Below are 19642 nucleotides of genomic sequence, written 5' to 3'. Positions count from 1 at the left end.
CCTGGATCGCTTCGCTGCGCTCGCAGAGACGGCGCGCAGAGACGGCGTCAGGCCCGCGCCGGCACGCGCACGTGCTCGGGCCGCACGCCCATCCCGATCATCCGCGCCGGCAGGACCTGAAGCCGCGGCAGGGCGTCGAGGAGGCGTAGCGCCAGCGGCGCCCGGAACGGCGCGTCGGCCGCCAGCGACGCGGCGATCACGCGGGACTGGATCACGCGCTGCAGCGCCTGCGTCGCCCGCACCGGGAACATCCGCCGAGCCTGGACCCGGGCGAGGTCGGCCTCCGCGAGGCGACCCGCCCGCAGGGGCTCGGCCAGGAGATTGGCCGCCGCCACCGCGTCCTGGATCGCGAGGTTGATCCCGACGCCGCCCACCGGCGACATGGCGTGCGCGGCGTCGCCGATGCAGAGCAGGCCCGGGCGGTGCCAGCGGTCGAGCCGGTCGACCGTCACGGTCAGGAGCTTGACGTCGTCCCAGTCGGCGATGGCCTCGGCGCGGTCGGCCAGGAACGGGGCGATCTGCGCCACCGCCGCGCGGAAGGCCGGCAGGCCCTTCGCCCGGAGCGCGGCGTCGCCGCCCTTCGGCACCACGTAGGCGCATTGCCACGTGTCGCCCCGGTCGAGGGTGATGAGGATCCGTCCCGGTCCGAACCGCCCGGCCGCCGCCTCCGGGTCGCCGTCCCGGCGCGGCAGGCGGAACCAGAGCACGTCGATCGGCGCGCCGAAGGCCCGAGGCGCGAAACCCGCCTGCGCGCGCATCCGCGAGTGACGGCCATCCGCGCAGAGCACGAGATCGGACCGGATCTCGACCGGACCGTCCGGCCCGGCGGCGCGCGCGCCCACGATGCGGCCCTCCGCCTCGATCAGGTCCTGCGCCTCGGTGCGGCGGATCAGGCGGAACGCCGGGTAGCGGGCGGCCTCGCCGGCCAGGAAATCCAGGAAGTCCCATTGCGGCATGAAGGACAGGAAGCGGTTCCGGGTCGGCAGCCGGCTGAAATCGGCGACCCGGTAGCTGCGCCCGTCGACGACGCCGGAGAAGTTCTCGACGCGCCGCTGGGGGAGGGCGCGGAAGCGCTCGGTGAAGCCCAGCTCGTCCATCAGGTCGAGGGTGGAGGGGTGGATGGTGTCGCCGCGGAAATCGCGGAGGAAGTCCGCGTGCTTCTCCAGCACGGTGACGTCGATGCCCGCGCGGGCGAACAGCAGTCCGGCCATCATCCCGGCGGGGCCTCCGCCGACGATGCAGAGGCGGGTCGTCACCGTATCCATGGGCCGTCCTTCCCGTACCGTGATCAGTCGCCGAGGGCGTCCTCCAAGAGGCCGAGCGCGTCGGCCACGGCGGCGCGGCGGATGCCCGCGCGCCCGAGATCACCGTAGCGCCGCTCCAGGTGACGCGTCTCGCCGTCCCGCTGGCCGAGGCCGAAATGCACCAGCCCGACCGGCTTCTCGGCGCTCCCGCCCCCGGGGCCGGCAATGCCGGTGATCGCCACCGCGACGGAGGCCCGCGACGCGGCCAGCGCCCCGACGGCCATCGCCCGGGCCACGGCCTCGCTGACCGCGCCGTGCCGGCCGATCAGGTCCATGGGCACGCCGATCGCCTCGGCCTTCGCCTCGTTCGAGTAGGTGACGAAGCCGCGCTCCAGGACGGCCGACGAGCCCGGCACCGCGGTGAGCAGCCCGGCCACGAGGCCGCCCGTGCAGGATTCGGCGGTGGCGACGGTGCGCCCGTCCGCCGCGTAGGCGGCCACCAGCGCCTCGGCCCGGGCGAGAAGCTCTGCGTCGTCGACCATCGCGAACGGGCTCCCCTCGGGCGGCGGCGCCCTATCTCATGTTGTGACGCAAGGCCGAGCCCGGCTCAAGGACCGGCGGCCGCCGATCGGAGACACCCATTCCATGATCTTCCCCGCGACCACGGCCTTCTATGCCGGGCTGCTCGCCCTCGTGTATCTGGGCCTCTCGGGATGGGTGATCGCGAGCCGGGTCTCCGAGAACGTTCTGTTCGGCGACGGCGGCGACGACACGGTGCTCAAGCGCGTGCGCTCGCACGCCAATTTCGCGGAATACGTCCCGCTCGCCCTGATCGTCATCGGCCTGCTCGAGGCGAGCGGCGGCAGTCACGGGCTGGTCCGAGCCCTGCTGATCGCCCTGCTGGTCGCCCGGATCCTGCACCCGATCGGGATGTTCGCCCCCCCGAACTCGCCGCGCCAGTTCGCCTGCCGGGGCGGCGGCATCCTGCTGACGATGGCGACCATGGGCGTCGCGGCGATCGCGCTGCTGGTGCGGGTGGCCTGATCAGCACCGCGGCCGGTCGTGGGCCCGATCGCCCGAACGGGCCACGGTACGCACACTACTCCGGCAGAGACCGACGCCGAGGCCTGAGCGCGACGCGCCCCCTCTCCCGTGCGGGAGAGGGTCGGGGTGAGGGACGAGAAGCGTCAGGATCGAGGACGCCGTCGACGCGCGTGCGCGGGGCATCCGCTCGGGAGGGCGGGGATCCCTCACCCGCCTCTGCGAGAGCAGACCTCTCCCGTGCGGAAGAGGGGACCCGCGCCCGGTCCTGAAACCGCGCTGATCGGCGAGCCCGCGACGGTGGGGCCGGTCGCCCCTGCTCCGACCGCGCTCGCCCCGAAACCGCTCAGCCCTGCCGCATCGCGGTCTCGGACTGCGCGTCGAGGGCGGGGCCGTCCTCCTCGGGCAGCCGGACCGTCGCGGCGGCCTGCGCGGCGAGACCCTCCGCCCGCCCGACGAAGCCGAGCTTCTCGGTGGTCGTCGCCTTGATGGAGACCGCCGAGAGCGGCACGCCCGCGATGGCGGCGATGCGCGCCCGGATCTCCTCGCGGTGCTTGCCGATGCGCGGCGCCTCGGCGAGCACCGTGATGTCGAGGTGGTCGATGCGGCCGCCGCGGGCGCGGACCAGGTCGCAGGCATGGGCCAGGAACTGGTCGGAGGCGGCGCCGCGCCAGCGCTCGTCGGAGGGCGGGAAGTGGGTGCCGATATCGCCGTCCGCGATGGCGCCGAGCAGAGCGTCGGTCAGGGCGTGCAGCGCCACGTCGCCGTCCGAATGGGCGAGCACGCCGCGGTCGGCGGGGATCTTCACCCCGCCCAGCCAGACATGGTCGCCGGTGGTGAAGGCGTGCACGTCGAAGCCGGTGCCGAGGCGGGTCACGTAGGTGGTCATGGCGCGGGCTCCCGGCGCTGGCAATTCGGTGGTCTCGGTCGCGAAGGCGCGGTCCGCCTCGATCAGGTCGGCGGGCTGGGTGATCTTGCGGTTGGCGACGTCGCCCGCGAACACCACCACCGGCAGGCCGGCCCATTCGGCGAGGGCGCCGTCGTCGGTGAAGCCGTCGAGGCCCTGCGCGGCGGCGTCCCGGTGGCCCTTGAGCAGCGGGCCGAAGGCGAAGGCCTGGGGGGTCTGGACCGCGCGCAGGTGCTCCCGCGGCGGGGTCTCGTGCACCCGGCCGATGCCGGGCGCGATGTCGACGACGCGCTTGACGGTGTCGGTCACCGGCACGCCGGGAACGGCCGCGCCGTGGTCGCGCCCGGCCGCGATCGCCCGAGCGATCAGCGCGGAATCCACGTAGGGGCGGGCGGCATCGTGGACGAGCACGATCTCCGGCGCGTCGCCGGCGGCCAGCGCCTCGAGACCGGCGCGCACGGAGAGCTGGCGCGTCGCGCCGCCGTCGACCGGCGGGGTGATCTTGGCGCGAAGTGCCGGCGCGAGCTCCTCCAGGCAGCTCCGGAAGAAGTCCGCCGCGTCGGCCGCGATCACCGGCTGGATCCGCGCTATCGCGTCGTCCGCCGCGAGCGCCGCCAGGGTGCGCGTCAGGACCGCCTGCCCGCCGACCCGGCGGTACTGCTTGGGGGTGCCGCCGCCGATGCGGATGCCGCGTCCGGCCGCGACCACCACCGCGGCGACGCCGGCTCCCGCGCTGGCGGGTCCGGTGGCTGGCGTGCCGGTGGCGGGCATGGGCAACGAACTCGTGAGGTCCTGAGGGGCGGAGGGGCGGCCAGCGCGCGGGCCAGCAGTGCCGCCGTAACCCTGCCGCCGAGGGTGCCCGTCGTTTAAGCGGGGGAGGGCCCGAAATCAACGCGCGGTCCCGCTTGCCAGCGGACCGGACTTGCCTCATTGTTGTGCAGAATGACGACTGACCATTATTTGAGCGCGCTGCGCCGCGCGGGAGCGACGACGGAAGGGGCAGACCCCGCCCCGCTCTGCCTGCTCGCCCCGCTCTCGGGCGTCACCGACCTGCACATGCGCCGCGTCGCCCGCCGCTGCGGCGCCGACGCGGTCATCTCCGAGATGGTGGCGGCCCGGGAATTCACCCGCGGATCCGGCGAGGCCACTTTGCGCGCCGAGGGTTCAGGCGTCGATCTGCACGTCGTCCAGCTCGCGGGCTGCGAGGCGGGCCCGATGGCGGAGGCCGCCCGCCTCGCGGAGGCCGGGGGCGCCCACGTGATCGACGTGAACATGGGCTGCCCGGCCAAGATCGTGACCGGGATCGCGTCGGGCTCTGCGCTGATGCGCGATCTCGACCACGCCGAGCGCCTGCTCGCCGCGGTGCGGGGCGCGGTCTCGGTCCCGGTGACCGTGAAGATGCGCCTCGGCTGGGACGACGCGAGCCGCAACGCCGCCGACCTCGCCGCCCGCGCCGAGCGCCTGGGCCTGAACGCCGTGACGGTCCACGGACGCACCCGCCAGCAATTCTACAAGGGCAGCGCCGACTGGGCGGCGATCCGCGCCGTCGTCGCGGCGGTGTCGATCCCGGTGATCGCCAACGGCGACGTGACCGACCTCGCCAGCGCCCGCGCCTGCCTGGACGCCTCGGGCGCCGCGGGGGTCATGATCGGCCGCGCGGCGACCGGCCGCCCCTGGCTGGTCGGGCAGGTCGCCGCCGCGCTCGCCGGCCGGCCGGCCGCGGAGCCGTCCCGGGCCGAGCAGGCCGCCCTGGCCGCCGAGCACTACGCGGGGCTGCTGTCGCTCTACGGTCGCGACATGGGCGTGCGCCACGCGCGCAAGCACCTCGCCGCCTACGCGGAGACCGGCGGCGCGCTCGGTTCCGCGGAGCGCGCGACCCTCCTCACCACCACCAATCCGGAGACCGCGCTGACCCTGCTGGCCCGGGCCTTCGCGGGCGCGGCGAACCCCGTCCGGGAGGCCGCGTGAGCGACGAGCCCCTCCCGCGCGAGCCCGGCACCCGGCGCGACACCGCCGCCGAGGCCGTGCTGAACGCGCTGCCGCTGCCGGTCCTGACCATCGGCGCCGACGAGCAGATCCTCCACTGCAACCACGCCGCGGAGGCGTTCTTCGACTACTCGGCGCGGCTGATGCAGCGCCGGCGGCTCCGCGACATCATCCCGTTCGCCTCGCCGATCATCGCGCTGGTGGCCGAGGTCCGGCGCCGCCGCGCCAGCGTCAGCGAGTACCGGGTCGAGCTGACCCAGCCGCGCCTCGGCCTGGAGCGCAGCGTCGACGTGTTCGCGACGCCGCTCGGCGACGACGGCGACGCCGTGGTGATGATGCTCCAGGAGCGCACCATCGCCGACAAGATGAACCGCCAGCTCACCCATCGCGGCGCGGCGCGCTCGATGGTGGCGCTCGGCGCGATGCTGGCCCACGAGATCAAGAACCCGCTCGCCGGCATCCGCGGCGCGGCGCAGCTCCTCGAGAGCACCGGCGCCGAGGAGGACCGGCTGCTCACCCGCCTGATCTGCGACGAGTCGGACCGGATCGTCCGCATCGTCGAGCGCATGGAGCTGTTCGGCGACGAGCGCCCCTCGGATCGCGGCGCGGTCAACGTCCACGGGGTGCTCGACCAGGTGAAGCGCTCGGCGCAGTCGGGCTTCGCGCGGCACATCCGGTTCATCGAGACCTACGACCCGTCGCTGCCGCCGGTGCTGGGCAACCGCGACCAGCTGATCCAGGTGATCCTGAACCTCGTGAAGAACGCCGCCGAGGCGATCGGCCCGGACGCGGTCGAGGGCGAGATCACCCTGTCGACCGCCTTCCGCACCGGCCTGCGCCTGCAGGTGCCGGGCTCCCGGGAGCGGGTCAGCCTGCCGATCGAGGTGGCGGTGCGCGACAACGGCCCGGGCATCTCGGCCGACCTGCTGCCCGACCTGTTCGACCCGTTCGTCACCACCAAGGCGCAGGGCTCCGGCCTGGGTCTTGCTTTGGTGGCCAAGATCGTCGGCGATCACGGCGGGATCGTCGAGTGCGACCCCGCCCCGCGCCGCACGGCGTTCCGCATCCTTCTGCCGATGTCGAGTGCCCGGGACGGGCGCGAATCGGCGGTCGATCCGTGATGTCGATCCCCGAATCCGGCCCCCCGTCGGAGGTCTGAGTAGAGAGTCATGCCGAACGGCCACATCATCGTCGCCGACGACGACGCCGCCATCCGCACCGTGCTGAACCAAGCGCTGTCACGGGCGGGCTACGAGGTCCGCTCGACGGGCAATTGCGCCACCCTCTGGCGCTGGGTCGCGCAGGGGGAGGGCGACCTCGTCATCACCGACGTGGTCATGCCCGACGAGAACGTGTTCGACCTGCTGCCGCGCATCAAGCGGGTGCGGCCGGAGCTGCCGATCATCGTCATGAGCGCGCAGAACACCTTCATGACGGCGATCCGCGCCTCGGAGCGGGGCGCCTACGAGTACCTGCCGAAGCCCTTCGACCTGAAGGAGCTGATCGCCATCGTGGGCCGGGCGCTCTCGCGCCCCCGCGGCGCGGCGCCGGCCGGGGCGCCCCCCGAGAACGAGGACATCCCGCTGGTCGGCCGCTCGCCGGCCATGCAGGAGATCTACCGGGCCCTCGCCCGGCTGATGCCGACCGACCTCACCGTGATGATCACCGGCGAGTCCGGCACCGGCAAGGAGCTGGTCGCCCGGGCGCTGCACGATTACGGGCGCCGCCGCACCGGCCCGTTCGTGCCGGTCAACATGGCGGCGATCCCGCGCGACCTGATCGAGTCCGAGTTGTTCGGCCACGAGAAGGGCGCCTTCACGGGGGCGCTCCAGCGCTCCGCCGGCCGGTTCGAGCAGGCCGAGGGCGGCACGCTGTTCCTCGACGAGATCGGCGACATGCCCATGGAGGCGCAGACGCGACTCCTGCGCGTGCTCCAGCAGGGCGAGTACACGACGGTGGGCGGGCGGGTCCCGATCCGCACCAACGTCCGGATCATCGCGGCCACCAACAAGGACCTGCGGGTCTCGATCCAGCAGGGCATCTTCCGCGAGGATCTGTTCTTCCGCCTCAACGTCGTGCCGCTGCGGCTGCCGGCCCTGCGCGAGCGCTCCGAGGACGTGCCCGACCTCGTCCGCCACTTCTTCGTGCTGGTCGAGCGCGAGGGCCTGACCCGGAAGACCCTCGACGGCGACGCCATGGAGCGGCTGAAGCGCTACCGCTGGCCCGGCAACGTCCGCGAGTTGGAGAACCTCGTCCGGCGGCTCGCCGCGCTCTACCCGCAGGAGACGATCACCGGCCCGGTGATCGAGGCCGAGCTCGACACGCTGCCGCTGGCGACGCCCGCGTCGCCGACCGCCAACGGCGCCGCCCGCAAGGCCAATGGCGAATCGGAGACCCTGTCCAGCGCGGTGGAGCGCCACCTCTCGGACTACTTCTCCGGCTATCGCGACACGCTGCCGCCCCCCGGGCTGTATCACCGGATCCTGCGGGAGATCGAAGGCCCGCTGATCGGCGCGGCGCTCGCCGCCACCCGCGGCAACCAGATCCGCGCCGCGGAGCTGCTCGGCGTCAACCGCAACACCCTGCGCAAGAAGGTCCGCGACCTCGACCTGCAGGTCTTCCGGACGGCGCGGTAGGGCGATCCCCGGCCGATCCGGCCAAGTCCCCACATCCCGAGGTGCGCGCGGCGCGCCCCGGGATCGGGCCGAGGGTGGGATGCGCGCGATCCCGCCCGCTCTCAGCGGCCCGGCAGGATCGGGTCGCCGCGCATCAGCGCGTGCAGCCGCTCGGTGTCGAACCCGTTCGGGATGCTGGGCACGGCCGGCTTCGGCGCGGGCGCGGCCTTCGCGGGGGCCGGGATCGACCCCGTCGCCGAGGGCTCGGCCTGGGCGGCACGGACCACCGGCGCCGGCGCCAGATGGGCGAGCCGGTCGGCGCTGACGAGGGCGACGGTCGCCGTCGAGACGAGGACGAGGACGGCGCCGAGGAGGGAACGCAGGATACGCAAGCGACGACCCGGGACGCGACTTGAGACGGCAACAGATTTACGGCGCGGCCGTTAACGAAGCCCCACTCCAAGTCTTCGGGAGGCGATATTGACCAACGTCCAGGCCACCGCGAGCGACAGCCCGTTCATCCAGGGCCGCAACGCGCGCCTCTACGGGAAGCCCGTGAGCGAATGCCCCTATCCGGAGGGCTCCCAGGAGCGCGCCGCGTGGATGGAGGCCTACGAGGAGGCCGTCGTCTCGGATCCGCCCGAGAAGCCGTGATCGCGGAAAACGCGGCGGCCCGGCGCTGCGAGCCCGCGCGTCCGGCTTGACCTCGCCGGGCGCGGCGCGCTTCGTGCGGTGCACCGCAACGCGATCTCCGAGCCTCGATGTCCCTGAAGCCCTCGCCCGACGCCAAGCAGACCTTCGCGCCCGCGACGCGCCTCGTCCACGCGGGCCGCGACCCGGGCGAGCAGCACGGCTTCGTGAACACCCCGATCTACCGCGGCTCGACGGTCCTCTACCCGACCTACGACGCGATCAAGAACCGGCGCGGGCGCTACAATTACGGCACCTCGGCGACGCCCACCATGGACGCGCTGACCGAGGCGTGGACGGAAGTCGCCGGCGCCGCCGGCACCGTCGTGACGCCCTCCGGGCTCGCGGCGCTCACCGTCGCGCTGATGGCCGCGGTGTCGGCGGGCGACCACCTCCTCGTCACCGACTCAGCCTATCGGCCGACCCGCCAGTTCTGCGACGGCGTGCTGGCGCGCTACGGCGTCGAGATCACCTACTACGACCCGGTCATCGGGACCGGCATCGCGGCGCTGATGCGCCCGAACACCCGGGCCGTGCTGGTCGAGGCGCCCGGCTCGCAGAGCTTCGAGATGCAGGACATCCCGGCCATCGCCGAGGTCGCGCACGCCAACGACGCCTGCGTGATCATGGACAACACCTGGGCGACGCCCCTGCTGTTTCCCCCGCACGCGCGCGGGGTCGACATCGCCGTGGAGGCCGGCACCAAGTACCTGAGCGGCGGCTCGGACCTGCTGATCGGACTGACCTCCGCCAACGCGCGCTACTACCCGGCCGTGCGCCGCACCTTCGACCATTTCGCCATGTGCGCCGGCGCCGAGGACATCTTCCTGGCGCTGCGCGGCCTGCGCACCATGAACCTGCGCCTGCGCGAGCACGGCCGCGCCGGTCTGGAGATGGCCCGGTGGTTCCAGGCGCGGCCCGAGGTGCTGCGGGTGCTCCATCCCGGCCTGCCGGAGGATCCGGGCCACGCGATCTGGAAGCGCGACTTCTCCGGCGCCTCCGGCCTGTTCGGCGTGATCCTCGAGCCGGTGCCCGAGGCCGCGGTCGCCGCCATGCTGGACGGCCTGCAGCTCTTCGGAATGGGCTTCTCGTGGGGCGGCTTCGAGAGCCTCGTGATCCCGTTCGACTGCGCCGGCTACCGGACCGCGACCCGGTGGGCCCCCGGCGGACCGGCGCTCCGCTTCCACATCGGGCTCGAGGACACGGCCGACCTCAAGGCCGACCTCGACGCCGGCTTCGCGCGCCTCCGGGCGGCGTCGTGAGCGGGCCGAACCGGCGTCACCTGATCGGAGGCGCCGGCGCTCTCGCCCTCGCGGGGGCCCTCCCGGTCTCGGCCGCGGAGGCGGACGTGACCGGTCGGCTCGCGCACTACATGGCCGCGGCGCGGGACCAGGCGCTGCCGCCGGAGGTCATGACCGCCTGCAAGCACCGGATCCTCGACACCCTGGCCGCCATGGTCTCGGGCGCGCGGATGCGGCCGGGCGAGATGGCGCTCACCTATGTCCGCGGCCTCGGAGGCACCGAGCAGGCGGGCGTCGTCGCGTCCGGCTTCCGGACGACGACGGTGAACGCGGCCCTGGCCAACGCCATGTGCGCGCACGCCGACGAGACCGACGATTTCGAGCCCGTGACCAAGGCTCATCCCGGCTGCGCGACGGTCCCGGCGGCCCTGGCGCTCGCCGAGCTGCACGGCAGTTCCGGCCTCGAATTCATCCGGGCCGTGGCGCTCGGCTACGACCTCTGCTGCCGCCTGCTCCTGGCGCTCGGCCCCGATCTCGTGCGCGGCACGCACCGGAGCGCCGAGGGCACCAGCTCCACCTTCGGCGCGCTCGGCGCGGCGGCCTCCCTCGCCCGGCTCGACGAGCGCGGCATGCGGTTCGCGCTCTCCTACGGGGCGCAGCAGGTCTCCGGCCTGTGGAGCTGGGTGCGCGACGAGGACCACGTCGAGAAGGCGTTCGACTTCGCCGGCATGGGCGCGCGCAACGGCGTCACGGCGGTCGGGATGGTCGAGGCGGGGCTGACCGGCGTCGCCGACGTGCTCGACGGACGCCACAACCTGCTCAACGCCCTCTCGAGCGCGCCGAAGCCCGAGCTGATGCTGGAGGGGCTTGGCAGCCGCTTCTTCGTCACCGAGACGGCGATCAAGACCTACTCGGTGGGCTACCCGATCCAGTCACCGCTCGACGCGACGCTGACGCTGCGCCGGCAGTACGGCCTGACACCGGATTCGGTCCGGCACATCCTCGTGAAGGTGCCCACCGACGCGGTCGGCATCGTCGGGTCGAGCGCCATGCCGGATGTCAGCTGTCAGCACCTCGTCGCGCTGGCGCTGGTGAAGGGGGCGGTGTCCTTCGCCGACAGCCACGATGCCGGGCTGATGCACGATCCCGCGATCGCGGCCCAGAAGGCCAAGGTCGAGCTGGTCGGCGATCCGGCGCTGATGGACCCCGCGGCCCCGCGCGGCGCCGTCGTGGCGATCACGCTCGCGGACGGCCGGATCGTCGAGCATCACACGCGACATCCGCCCGGGACCCGGGAGAACCCGCTGAGCACCGAGGCGGTGAACGCGAAGGCGCGGGACCTAATGACGCCCGTGCTCGGACCGGACTCGACCGAGCGCCTGATCGGGCGCGTCAACGCGCTGGAATCGGTACCCGACATGCGCGCGCTGAGACCGCTGCTGACCGCCTGAGAGCGGGGCCGCGGCCCCTCAGGGTCGCACGCCTCTCGCAGCGCGCGATGGGCCGCGGACGCGGCACCGCGACCCGGGGGCGGTCCGACGCGAGTCGGCCCCGGGATCAGGAGGAAGCGCCCGTCCATTTGACCTCGCGCCGCGTTCCTGATTGACCGGCCCGGCATGACCACGAGCCTCTCCGCCGGCGGCGCGCCGCGCCTTGCCCCCGTCGACCGGATCGGCCGCGGGCTCGACGCGCTGAGCCTCACCCATGCCCGGGCCGTCGCCGCCCTGCTGGCGCTGTGCCTGATCCTGTTCCTGCCGGGCCAGATCTCGCTGCAGCCGATGGACCGGGACGAGCCCCGCTTCGCCCAGGCCTCGAAGCAGATGCTGGAGAGCGGCGACCTCGTGGATATCCGCTTCCAGGGGGAGGCGCGGCACAAGAAGCCGGTGGGGATCTACTGGGCGCAGGCCGCCGCCGTGGCGGCCGGCGAGGCGCTGGGCGTGCCCGAGGCGCGCACCCAGATCGCCCTGTACCGCATCCCCTCGCTGATCGGCGCCGTCGCCTCGGTGCTGCTCGCCTACTGGGCGGCGCTCGGCTTCGTGCCCCGGCGGTCGGCGCTGCTGGCGGCCGCGCTCTACGGCGCCTGCCTGATGCTCTCGGCCGAGGCCCACCTCGCCAAGACCGACGCGCTGCTCGCGGCCTGCGCCACCGCGAGCCTCGCGGCGCTCGCCCGCGCGTGGCTGGCGCCGCGCGACGGCAGGCCGGTCTCAGGGCCGACCTTCGCGGCGTTCTGGCTCGGGATGGCGGTCGGGATCCTGGTGAAGGGGCCGATGGTGCCGCTCTTCGTCGCGCTGCCGGCGCTCGGCCTGTCGCTCGCGGCGCGGTGCGGCCGCTGGCTGCTGCCGCTCCGGCCCTGGCCGGGCCTCGCCCTCACGCTCCTGCTGGTGGCGCCCTGGTTCGCGGCGATCGCCTGGAAGAGCGGCGGCACCTTCTACGCCGAGGCGGTCGGGCACGACATGCTCGGCAAGGTCGGCGGGGCGGCCGAGCGGCACTGGGGACCGCCCGGCGCCTACGCGCTCGTCTTCTTCGCGACCTTCTGGCCGGCGGCGGCCTTCACCGCCATGAGCCTGCCCTTCGCGTGGCGGGCGCGGCGGGAGGCCGCCCCGGCCTTCCTCATCGCCGCGGTGCTGCCGGCGTGGCTGATCTTCGAGGCGGTGCCGACCAAGCTGCCCCACTACGTGCTGCCGCTGATGCCCTGGCTCGCGATCCTGACCGTGCTGGCGCTGAACCGGGGGGCGCTGGACCCGCGCCTGCGGGGCGCCCGCCTGACGGCCCTGCTGCTGCCGGCGATCCCCGTCGCCCTGACCCTCGGCCTCTGCCTCGCCGGCTGGCGCCTCGACGCCCACACGATCCCGTGGCCGGCCCTCCCGCTGCTCGCAGCCGCCTGCGCGGTCGCGATCCTGGCCTGGCTCGCCTTCGCGCAGGGATCCGCCGAGCGCGCCCTCGTCCTCGGCGTGCTGGCCTCAGCCCTGCTCGGGCCCGCGGTGCTGGGCGTGGCGCAGCGCTCGCTGCCGGCCCTGAAGGTCTCGCCGCGGCTCGCGGCCCTGCGCGAGCGGATGCCCTGCCCGAACCCGCTCGTGGCGAGCCTCGGCTACCGCGAGCCGAGCCTCGTCTTCCTCGTCGGCACCGGCCTCGCCCTGCCGCCCGACGGGGCCGCGGCCCGGTCCTTCCTCGAGGGCGGCGGCTGCCGCCTGCTCTTCGTGGAATCCCGCGACCGCGACGATTTCAACGCGGCCTGGCCGGTCGGCCGCGGCGCGCCCGCGCCCCTGGCGGAGGTCGAGGGCTTCAACCTCAACACCGGCCGCCGGGTCTTCGTGACGGCCTACGCGGTGGCTCCGTGAGCGAGTCCCCCCATCTCACCGTCGTGGTGCCGGTCAAGAACGAGGCCGGCAACATCGCGCCCCTGGTGGCCGAGATCGAGGCCGCCTGCGTGGGTCTCGCCTTCGAACTGATCTACGTGGATGACGGCTCCACCGACGGCACGCCGGCGGCGCTGGCGGCGGCCCGGGCCGGGCGCCCCTGGCTGCGGGTGCTGCGCCACGCGCGGGGCGGCGGCCAGTCGGCGGCGGTGCGCAGCGGCGTCCTGGCAGCCCGCGGCGGGATCGTCGCGACCCTCGACGGCGACGGCCAGAACGATCCGGCCTTCATCCCCGCGCTGCTCGCGGCCCTGGAGGCGGCGGGACCGGCGGCCGGCCTCGCCCAGGGCCAGCGGCGCGGCCGCAAGGACGGCCGCTTCAAGATGCTCCAGTCCCGGATCGCCAACGGCGTGCGCGGGCGGATCCTCAACGATTCCACCCGCGATACCGGGTGCGGCCTGAAGGTGTTCCGCCGCGCCGTGTATCTCAGGCTGCCGTACTTCGACGCCCTCCACCGGTTCATGCCGGCCCTGGTCGCCCGCGAGGGCTTCTCCGTCGTTCATCGCGACGTGGTCGACCGGCCGCGGCTGACGGGGGTGTCCAATTACGGCCTGTTCGACCGCCTCTGGGTCGGGCTCCTCGACCTCGCCGGCGTCTGGTGGCTGATCCGGCGCAAGCGCGCGGACCCGCGGCCCGAGGAGATCGCCGGCCCGGCGGCGGACCAGCCGGCCGGCCAACCCGCGGACCAGGACGTCGGATGCTGATCCAGCTCGCCCACGATCTGCCGGCCTATTTCTACGACGTGTTCGTCACCCGGCTCGACTTCTGGCTGGTGTTCGGCATCGTCGCCCAGCTGGTGTTCGGATCGCGCTTCATCCTGCAATGGATCGCGAGCGAGCGGGCCGGGCGGAGCGTGATGCCGCTGTCGTTCTGGTTCCTATCGATCCTCGGCGGGATGATGACACTGGTCTACGGGTTCGTGCGCCGCGAGCCGGTGATCATCATCGGCCAGGGCCTCTCCACCGGCATCTACCTGCGCAACCTCGCGCTGATCTTCCGCGAGCGGCGGAGGAAGCGGGGCGCCGCATGACACGGACGCCGCTGCCCGCCTTCTACGACGACCTCGACGCCACCTTCGCCGAACTCTGGCGGCTGCTGGCGGACGGGGCCGCCCGTGGCCGTGGCGGCCTCCACCTGCCGACGCTGGCGACGCTCGGGGCCGACGGCGGGCCCCGGCTGCGCACCGTGGTCCTGCGCGCCGCCGACCCGGCCGAGGGAACGCTCCGGTTCCACTGCGACCGCCGCTCCGACAAGGCCGCCGAGATCCGGGCCGCTCCCGCCTGCGCCCTCGCGGCCTACGACGCGGCCGCGAAGATCCAGATCCGCGTCGAGGGCCGCGCCGCGCTGCACACCGACGACGCGCTGGCCGAGGCGGCCTGGACCGGGTCCCGGGCGATGAGCCGGGTCTGCTACGGGGCGGAGCCCGGCCCTGGCGCGGCGCTGCCGGCGGGGGACGCCTACAGCCTGCCGGACGAGACCGCGGCCGCGACGCGCGGCCGGCCGCACTTCGCCGCCGTTCTGGTCCGGGCCGAGCGGCTGGATTTCCTCTATCTCGACCGCCGCGGGCACCGCCGGGCCGCCTGGCATCGGCTGGCCGGCGGGTGGTCCGGTGGCTGGATCGCGCCGTAACCGGAGCGCCGTCCGGGAGCCGGGCCGGTCCGCACGGGCTGGCCCGCCGGTCCGGATGGCAGCCCTGCACCGCCCGGCCTGTCGCGATCGGGCCGTCCGGGCTAAAGCCCGCGGACCCGGCCGCCCAACCGGGTCGATCGGGAGGACTCCGTGGGCCTCGTCTACGCGCTCGCCGCCTATCTGAGCTGGGGCCTCCTGGTCCCGGTGCATTTCCGGATGCTCGGGGCCTACTCCCCGTACCACATCCTGTCGGAGCGGATCGTCTGGTCGAGCGTGTTCGCCGGCGCGCTGGCGCTGATCCTCGCGGCGCGCCACCGCCTGAACCTGCCGCTGCCGCTCCGGAAGCGCCACGCGCTGCTGCTGCTCTCGGCGGCGATGATCGGCGTGAACTGGCTGCTCTACCTCTACGCGGTCAGCGGCGGGCACCTGCTCGACGCGAGCCTCGGCTACTACATCAATCCCCTGGTGAGCGTGGCGTTCGGCCGGGTGGTGCTGGGCGAACGCCTGCGCCCGGCACAGGCGGTCGCGATCGGCGTCGCCGCGACCGGCGTCGCCGTCGCGGTGGTGTGGGCCGGGGAACTGCCGCTGATGTCGCTGTCGCTGGCGGTGAGCTTCGCCCTCTACGGCCTCGCCCGGAAGATCGTCGGCGTCGACGCGCTGGTCGGCTTCCTGACCGAGACCCTGCTGCTCCTGCCGGCCGCGATCGTCTGGCTCGTCCTGTCGCCCGAGCCGTTCCTGCCGGCCGCGCCGGGGGACCGCGCCCTGCTGATGCTCACCGGCCTGACCACCGCGCTGCCGCTGATCTGGTTCGCCGCCGCGGCGGTGCGCCTGCGGCTCACGACCCTGGGTCTCCTGCAGTACGTGGCGCCGACCTGCCTGCTCGTCCTGAGCGTCCTCGTCTACGGCGAGCGCGTCGAGCCGCATCGGGCCCTGATGCTCGCGCTGATCTGGGTGGCGCTCGCGCTCTACACGATCGACGCTCTGCGGTTTCGCCGGCTGCCGCCCCCCGCGGCCGCGCGGTCGGATCCCGACGCGATGCGTGTATAAGGAATACTGGTATGAACCGCCGCGGGGCGGGTGACGGGACAGCGTCGGTTCGATGAGCGAGACTGAGAGCGGCCCAGGGTCCGTCACGGATGCCGATTACCGCAACCTCGCCGAGACGCTGCCGCAGCTCGCCTGGATCGCCGAGGCCGACGGCACCATCGTCTGGTACAATCAGCGCTGGTACGACTACACGGGCACCTCCCTCGACGAGATGCGGGGCTGGGGCTGGCGTACGGTCCATCACCCGGACCACGTCGCGGCGGTGACCGAGCGCTACCGCGCCGCGATCACGCTGGGCCGGTCCTGGGAGGACACGTTCCCGCTGCGCGGCCGCGACGGGAGCTACCGCTGGTTCCTGTCGAAGGCGCTGCCCCACCGGGGCCAAGCCGGGCGGATCCTGCGCTGGTACGGGACCAACACCGACATCACCGGCCGCCGCGCGGTCGAGGAGCGCCTGCGCCATTCCGAGCAGCGCTTCCGGGCGCTGGTGGACGCCTCGGCGGCGGTGATCTGGAACACCGACGCGGCGGGCGAGCTGATGCCGCCGCAGGTCCGGTGGAGCATCTATACCGGCCAGACCGAGGAGGCCTATCAGGGCTGGGGATGGCTGGACGCCGTCCATCCCGACGACCGGGGCCACGCGGCCGATGCCTGGGCGGCCTGCGTGGAGGCGCGCGCGACCTACGAGGTCGAGTACAGGCTGCGCCGGCACGACGGGGTCTGGCGCGCCATGGAGGTGCGCGGCGTACCGGTTCTCGCCGAGGACGGCTCCCTGCGGGAATGGGTCGGCACCTGCGTCGACGTCACCGAGCGCAAGGAGGCCGAGGAGGCGGTGGAGCGCGCCCGGCAGGCCGCCGAGGCGGCGAACCGGGCCAAGAGCCAGTTCATCGCCAACATGAGCCACGAGCTGCGCACGCCGCTCTCGGCGGTGATCGGCTATTCCGAGATGCTCGGGGAGGAGCTGGAGGATATCGGCCAGGCCGCCCTCCTGCCCGACCTGCGCAAGATCGAGGCGGCCGCCCGCCACCTGCTGTCGCTGATCAACGACGTCCTCGACATCTCGAAGATCGAGGCCGGCCGCATGACCGCCTCGGCCGAGACCTTCACGGTGGCCGACCTGCTCCGGGACGTCTCCGATTCCACCGGATCGCTGGTCGAGAAGAAGGGCAACCGCTTCGTCCTCGACGCCGGCGCGGCGGGCGAGGCCGGCCTCGGGTCCATGCACCAGGACCAGACCAAGATCCGCCAGTGCCTGCTGAACCTGATCGGCAACGCCGCGAAGTTCACCGAGCGGGGGACGATCACCCTGACGGTGCGGCGGCACCGGGAGGAGGCGGCCGACTGGCTGTCCTTCGCGGTCGCCGACACCGGCATCGGCCTGACCGAGGCTCAGATCGGCCGCCTGTTCGAGCGCTTCGTCCAGGCCGACGATTCGACCACCCGGCAGTTCGGCGGCACGGGCCTCGGGCTCGCCATCACCCGCGCGTTCTGCCGGACGATGGGCGGCGATATCGGCGTCGCCAGCACGCCGGGCGCCGGTGCGACCTTCACGATCCGCCTGCCCGCGACCCTGAGGCCCGAGGACGCGCCGCCCGCGGAGGCCGAGGCGCACACGCCGGTGGAGCCGCACGAGGAGCACGAGACCGTGCTGCTGGTCGACGACGACCCGGCTGCCCGGGAGTTGCTCCAGCGCTTCCTGGAGCGCGAGGGCTTCCACGTCCGCAGCGCCAACGACGGCCGCGCCGGCCTGACCCTCGCCCGGGCCCTGAAGCCGCGGGCGATCCTGCTCGACGTCGAGATGCCGCGCATGGACGGCTGGGCGGTCCTGCACGCGGTCCGCAACGACCCCGACCTCGCCGGGACGCCGGTGATCATGACCTCGGTGGTGGCCGAGCAGGGGCTCGGCCAGGCGCTCGGCGCCACCGACTACTTCGTCAAGCCGATCGACTGGGACCGGCTCAAGGGCCTGATGGAGCGCTACCGGCCCGCGGCGCCGAACGAGGCGCGGGTCCTCGTGGTCGACGACGACGCGGACGCCCGGGAGCGCCTGCGCCGGTCGCTCGGCCGCGAGGGCTGGACCGTCGACGAGGCGGAGAACGGCCGGATCGCCCTGGAGCGGGTCAGCCAGGCGCGGCCGAGCCTGATCCTGCTCGACCTGATGATGCCCGAGATGGACGGGTTCGGCTTCCTGCGGGCCCTCCGGGCGCGGCCCGACGGCGACGTGCCCGTGGTGGTGCTCACCGCCAAGGAGGTCACGGCGGCCGAGAAGGAGAGCCTGAACCGGCAGGCCGAACGGGTGATCGCCAAGGGCTCCATGAGCCTCGCGGAGATCGGCCGGCAACTGCGCGTCCTCTACGCGCGTTCGGCGACCGAGCCGGTGCCGGGGCAGCTCCAGGGGTTGCTCGATCGGCTCGCCGAGAAGGACGCGGGAGAACCACGATGAGTGCGGACGGGATCGATCCGGAGAAGGCGGTGGCCATCCGGCTGCGGGCGCGGCTCGCGGTGGTGGAGCGCGCGGCGTGGTTCGGCTTCGTCCACGCGATGAAGACCCGCCCGGTCGAGACCGAGGCCTACATCGCCGCGGAGCGGGCGCGCTGCACGGACGGGTTCGGCAGCGGCGCCTGGGCCAAGGACCTCACCGACGCCGAGCGGTCGATGCTCGCCGACGAGGTCGACAGCGGGCTGGCGCAGCTGCTGGAGGACGCCCGCGCCGAGCTGTGAGACCTGCCCGTCCGCGCGGCGACTTGGCCGCGCGACCCGACGGCAACGAACGGCGTTCTCCCGCTTTGACGGCATGACGTCGACGGGACGACGTCGCCGAGGCGCCCATGCTGTACGAACTCGCGACCCTCTCGTGCCCACTGCTCGCGGTGGGCCAAGTCTCGGAGGGCGTCCGGGCCTGGCTGGACGACGCCGACGCCAAGGGTGAGCTGGTCGGCTGCTGGCGCACCGAGATCGGCGCACTGGGGCGCCTGATCGTGCTGCGCGGGTTCGCGGCACCCGAGGACATGACCGCCGAGCGCCGGCGCGCCCTCCTCAGCGCCAACCCGTTCAACGCCGGGAACGTGATCACAGGGCTGGAGATGGACAGCTACGCCCCGTTCCCCTTCCTGCCGCCGATCCGGACGGGCGACCGGGGCGGGGTGTACGAGGTCCGGACCTATCGCCTGAAGCCGGGGGGCCTGCCACCGACCCTCGCGGCCTGGGAGGCCGCGATCGAGCCGGCACGCGCCTACACGCAGCACCTCGTCGTGAACATGTACGCCCTCGACGGAGCGCCGCGCATCACGCACGTCTGGGGTTTCCGCAGCCTGGAGGAGCGGGCCGCGCTGCGGTCCCGCGCCTACGATGCGGGGATCTGGCCGCCGAAGGGGGGCCCGGACCAGATCGCCGAGGCGACCTCGACGATCGCGCTGCCCCAGGGGCGCTCTCCCCTCTGCTGAACGCCGGTCCGACGAGAGGCGCCGCCCGTGCGGGCGGCGCCAGCGCGGTCACTCAGCGGCGGCAGCCGCCCCGCGGGCCGCGATAGAGGCCGGGCGGGCAGCCGCCCGGGGCGCCGGTGATGGCGCGGCGGATCGCACCGCGCGGCCCACGATTCAGGCGGCAGCCGCCGTAGGCCCCGCGATGGGCGCCGAACCCGCAGCCGCCGCGGACGAGGGTGATCGCGGCGTCGCCGCCGGTCAGCGGTGCCACGGGCATCGCCTGGGCTCCGCCGGCGAACAGCGCGACGGACGCGGCGACGATCAGGCCGGTCATTCTCATGAGGTTTTCTCCCACTGGGCACAGGGCGCGGCCCGGGGAGATCCGGGACGCGCCACGGCCTCCGGCC

General features: G+C 73.7%; 20 protein-coding genes. 15 read left to right on the top strand and 5 right to left on the bottom strand.

Annotated elements, in window-relative coordinates; all coding sequences use genetic code 11:
- Positions 1–47: 47 nt before the first annotated feature.
- Both LOK46_RS11760 and LOK46_RS11755 read right to left on the bottom strand, forming a co-directional pair.
- Positions 48–1265, bottom strand: coding sequence for an FAD-dependent oxidoreductase (locus LOK46_RS11760; protein WP_273563940.1), 1218 nt, complete (start codon positions 1263–1265; stop codon positions 48–50).
- A 23-nt stretch (positions 1266–1288) separates the two neighbouring features.
- On the bottom strand, positions 1289–1786 hold the full coding sequence (locus tag LOK46_RS11755) for a CinA family protein (RefSeq protein WP_273563939.1): 498 nt from the start codon (positions 1784–1786) through the stop codon (positions 1289–1291).
- 103 nt (positions 1787–1889) lie between these two features.
- On the opposite strand from LOK46_RS11755, the gene LOK46_RS11750 reads away from it, so the two are divergent.
- Positions 1890–2288, top strand: a complete 399-nt coding sequence (locus LOK46_RS11750; protein ID WP_273563938.1) for an MAPEG family protein — start codon at positions 1890–1892, stop codon at positions 2286–2288.
- A 343-nt stretch (positions 2289–2631) separates the two neighbouring features.
- Here LOK46_RS11750 and LOK46_RS11745 read toward each other — a convergent pair whose 3' ends face one another.
- Positions 2632–3963, bottom strand: a complete 1332-nt coding sequence (locus tag LOK46_RS11745) for a bifunctional 2-C-methyl-D-erythritol 4-phosphate cytidylyltransferase/2-C-methyl-D-erythritol 2,4-cyclodiphosphate synthase (RefSeq protein ID WP_273563937.1) — start codon at positions 3961–3963, stop codon at positions 2632–2634.
- Positions 3964–4134: 171 nt separating this feature from the next.
- On the opposite strand from LOK46_RS11745, the gene dusB reads away from it, so the two are divergent.
- Genes dusB through ntrC form a run of 3 tightly spaced genes read left to right on the top strand, consistent with a single transcriptional unit; the run spans position 4135 to position 7814 of the window.
- Positions 4135–5160 carry a tRNA dihydrouridine synthase DusB gene (dusB, locus tag LOK46_RS11740; RefSeq protein WP_273563936.1) on the top strand — a complete coding sequence of 342 codons (1026 nt, stop codon included), beginning with the start codon at positions 4135–4137 and terminating at the stop codon, positions 5158–5160.
- Entirely contained in the window at positions 5157–6299 is a 1143-nt protein-coding gene (locus LOK46_RS11735; protein ID WP_273563935.1) for a two-component system sensor histidine kinase NtrB, read from the top strand. Before dusB ends, LOK46_RS11735 begins: the two co-directional genes overlap by 4 nt.
- A 48-nt stretch (positions 6300–6347) precedes the next feature.
- Positions 6348–7814, top strand: a complete 1467-nt coding sequence (gene ntrC, locus LOK46_RS11730; protein WP_273563934.1) for a nitrogen regulation protein NR(I) — start codon at positions 6348–6350, stop codon at positions 7812–7814.
- A gap of 101 nt (positions 7815–7915) precedes the next feature.
- Here ntrC and LOK46_RS11725 read toward each other — a convergent pair whose 3' ends face one another.
- Positions 7916–8185: a hypothetical protein gene (locus tag LOK46_RS11725; protein WP_273563933.1), complete on the bottom strand. Its 270-nt coding sequence runs from the start codon at positions 8183–8185 to the stop codon at positions 7916–7918.
- Positions 8186–8273: 88 nt separating this feature from the next.
- On the opposite strand from LOK46_RS11725, the gene LOK46_RS11720 reads away from it, so the two are divergent.
- From LOK46_RS11720 to LOK46_RS11670, 11 genes are all read left to right on the top strand, one after another.
- On the top strand, positions 8274–8447 hold the full coding sequence (locus tag LOK46_RS11720; protein WP_012319140.1) for a ribosome modulation factor: 174 nt from the start codon (positions 8274–8276) through the stop codon (positions 8445–8447).
- A gap of 107 nt (positions 8448–8554) precedes the next feature.
- Positions 8555–9745, top strand: a complete 1191-nt coding sequence (gene metC, locus LOK46_RS11715; RefSeq protein WP_273563932.1) for a cystathionine beta-lyase — start codon at positions 8555–8557, stop codon at positions 9743–9745.
- Positions 9742–11175 carry an MmgE/PrpD family protein gene (locus tag LOK46_RS11710; RefSeq protein WP_273563931.1) on the top strand — a complete coding sequence of 478 codons (1434 nt, stop codon included), beginning with the start codon at positions 9742–9744 and terminating at the stop codon, positions 11173–11175. The genes metC and LOK46_RS11710 overlap by 4 nt, the downstream gene beginning before the upstream one ends.
- A 165-nt stretch (positions 11176–11340) precedes the next feature.
- Positions 11341–13062 (top strand): ArnT family glycosyltransferase, encoded by a 1722-nt coding sequence (locus tag LOK46_RS11705; protein WP_273563930.1) that lies wholly within the window; start codon positions 11341–11343, stop codon positions 13060–13062.
- Positions 13059–13841, top strand: a complete 783-nt coding sequence (locus LOK46_RS11700; RefSeq protein WP_273563929.1) for a glycosyltransferase — start codon at positions 13059–13061, stop codon at positions 13839–13841. The genes LOK46_RS11705 and LOK46_RS11700 overlap by 4 nt, the downstream gene beginning before the upstream one ends.
- Positions 13835–14167 (top strand): lipid-A-disaccharide synthase N-terminal domain-containing protein, encoded by a 333-nt coding sequence (locus LOK46_RS11695; RefSeq protein WP_273563928.1) that lies wholly within the window; start codon positions 13835–13837, stop codon positions 14165–14167. The genes LOK46_RS11700 and LOK46_RS11695 overlap by 7 nt, the downstream gene beginning before the upstream one ends.
- Complete coding sequence (locus LOK46_RS11690; RefSeq protein WP_273563927.1) at positions 14164–14766, top strand: pyridoxamine 5'-phosphate oxidase family protein; 603 nt, start codon at positions 14164–14166, stop codon at positions 14764–14766. The genes LOK46_RS11695 and LOK46_RS11690 overlap by 4 nt, the downstream gene beginning before the upstream one ends.
- 150 nt (positions 14767–14916) lie before the next feature.
- A complete protein-coding gene (gene rarD / locus LOK46_RS11685) occupies positions 14917–15813 on the top strand; it encodes an EamA family transporter RarD (protein ID WP_273563926.1) in 897 nt (298 codons plus the stop codon).
- Positions 15814–15865: 52 nt separating this feature from the next.
- Positions 15866–18256, top strand: coding sequence for a hybrid sensor histidine kinase/response regulator (locus LOK46_RS11680; protein ID WP_273563925.1), 2391 nt, complete (start codon positions 15866–15868; stop codon positions 18254–18256).
- Positions 18253–18534: a hypothetical protein gene (locus LOK46_RS11675; protein ID WP_273563924.1), complete on the top strand. Its 282-nt coding sequence runs from the start codon at positions 18253–18255 to the stop codon at positions 18532–18534. Before LOK46_RS11680 ends, LOK46_RS11675 begins: the two co-directional genes overlap by 4 nt.
- A 107-nt stretch (positions 18535–18641) precedes the next feature.
- Positions 18642–19256 carry an NIPSNAP family protein gene (locus tag LOK46_RS11670; RefSeq protein WP_273563923.1) on the top strand — a complete coding sequence of 205 codons (615 nt, stop codon included), beginning with the start codon at positions 18642–18644 and terminating at the stop codon, positions 19254–19256.
- A gap of 52 nt (positions 19257–19308) precedes the next feature.
- Here LOK46_RS11670 and LOK46_RS11665 read toward each other — a convergent pair whose 3' ends face one another.
- The gene (locus LOK46_RS11665; RefSeq protein ID WP_273563922.1) at positions 19309–19575 is read right to left on the bottom strand and encodes a GCG_CRPN prefix-to-repeats domain-containing protein; all 267 of its coding nucleotides are present in this window, start codon (positions 19573–19575) and stop codon (positions 19309–19311) included.
- Positions 19576–19642: the final 67 nt, after the last annotated feature.

The sequence above is a fragment of the Methylobacterium sp. NMS14P genome (genome assembly GCF_028583545.1).
Taxonomy (GTDB): Bacteria; Pseudomonadota; Alphaproteobacteria; order Rhizobiales; family Beijerinckiaceae; genus Methylobacterium.
This window is presented reverse-complemented; position numbering and strand designations above follow the sequence as displayed.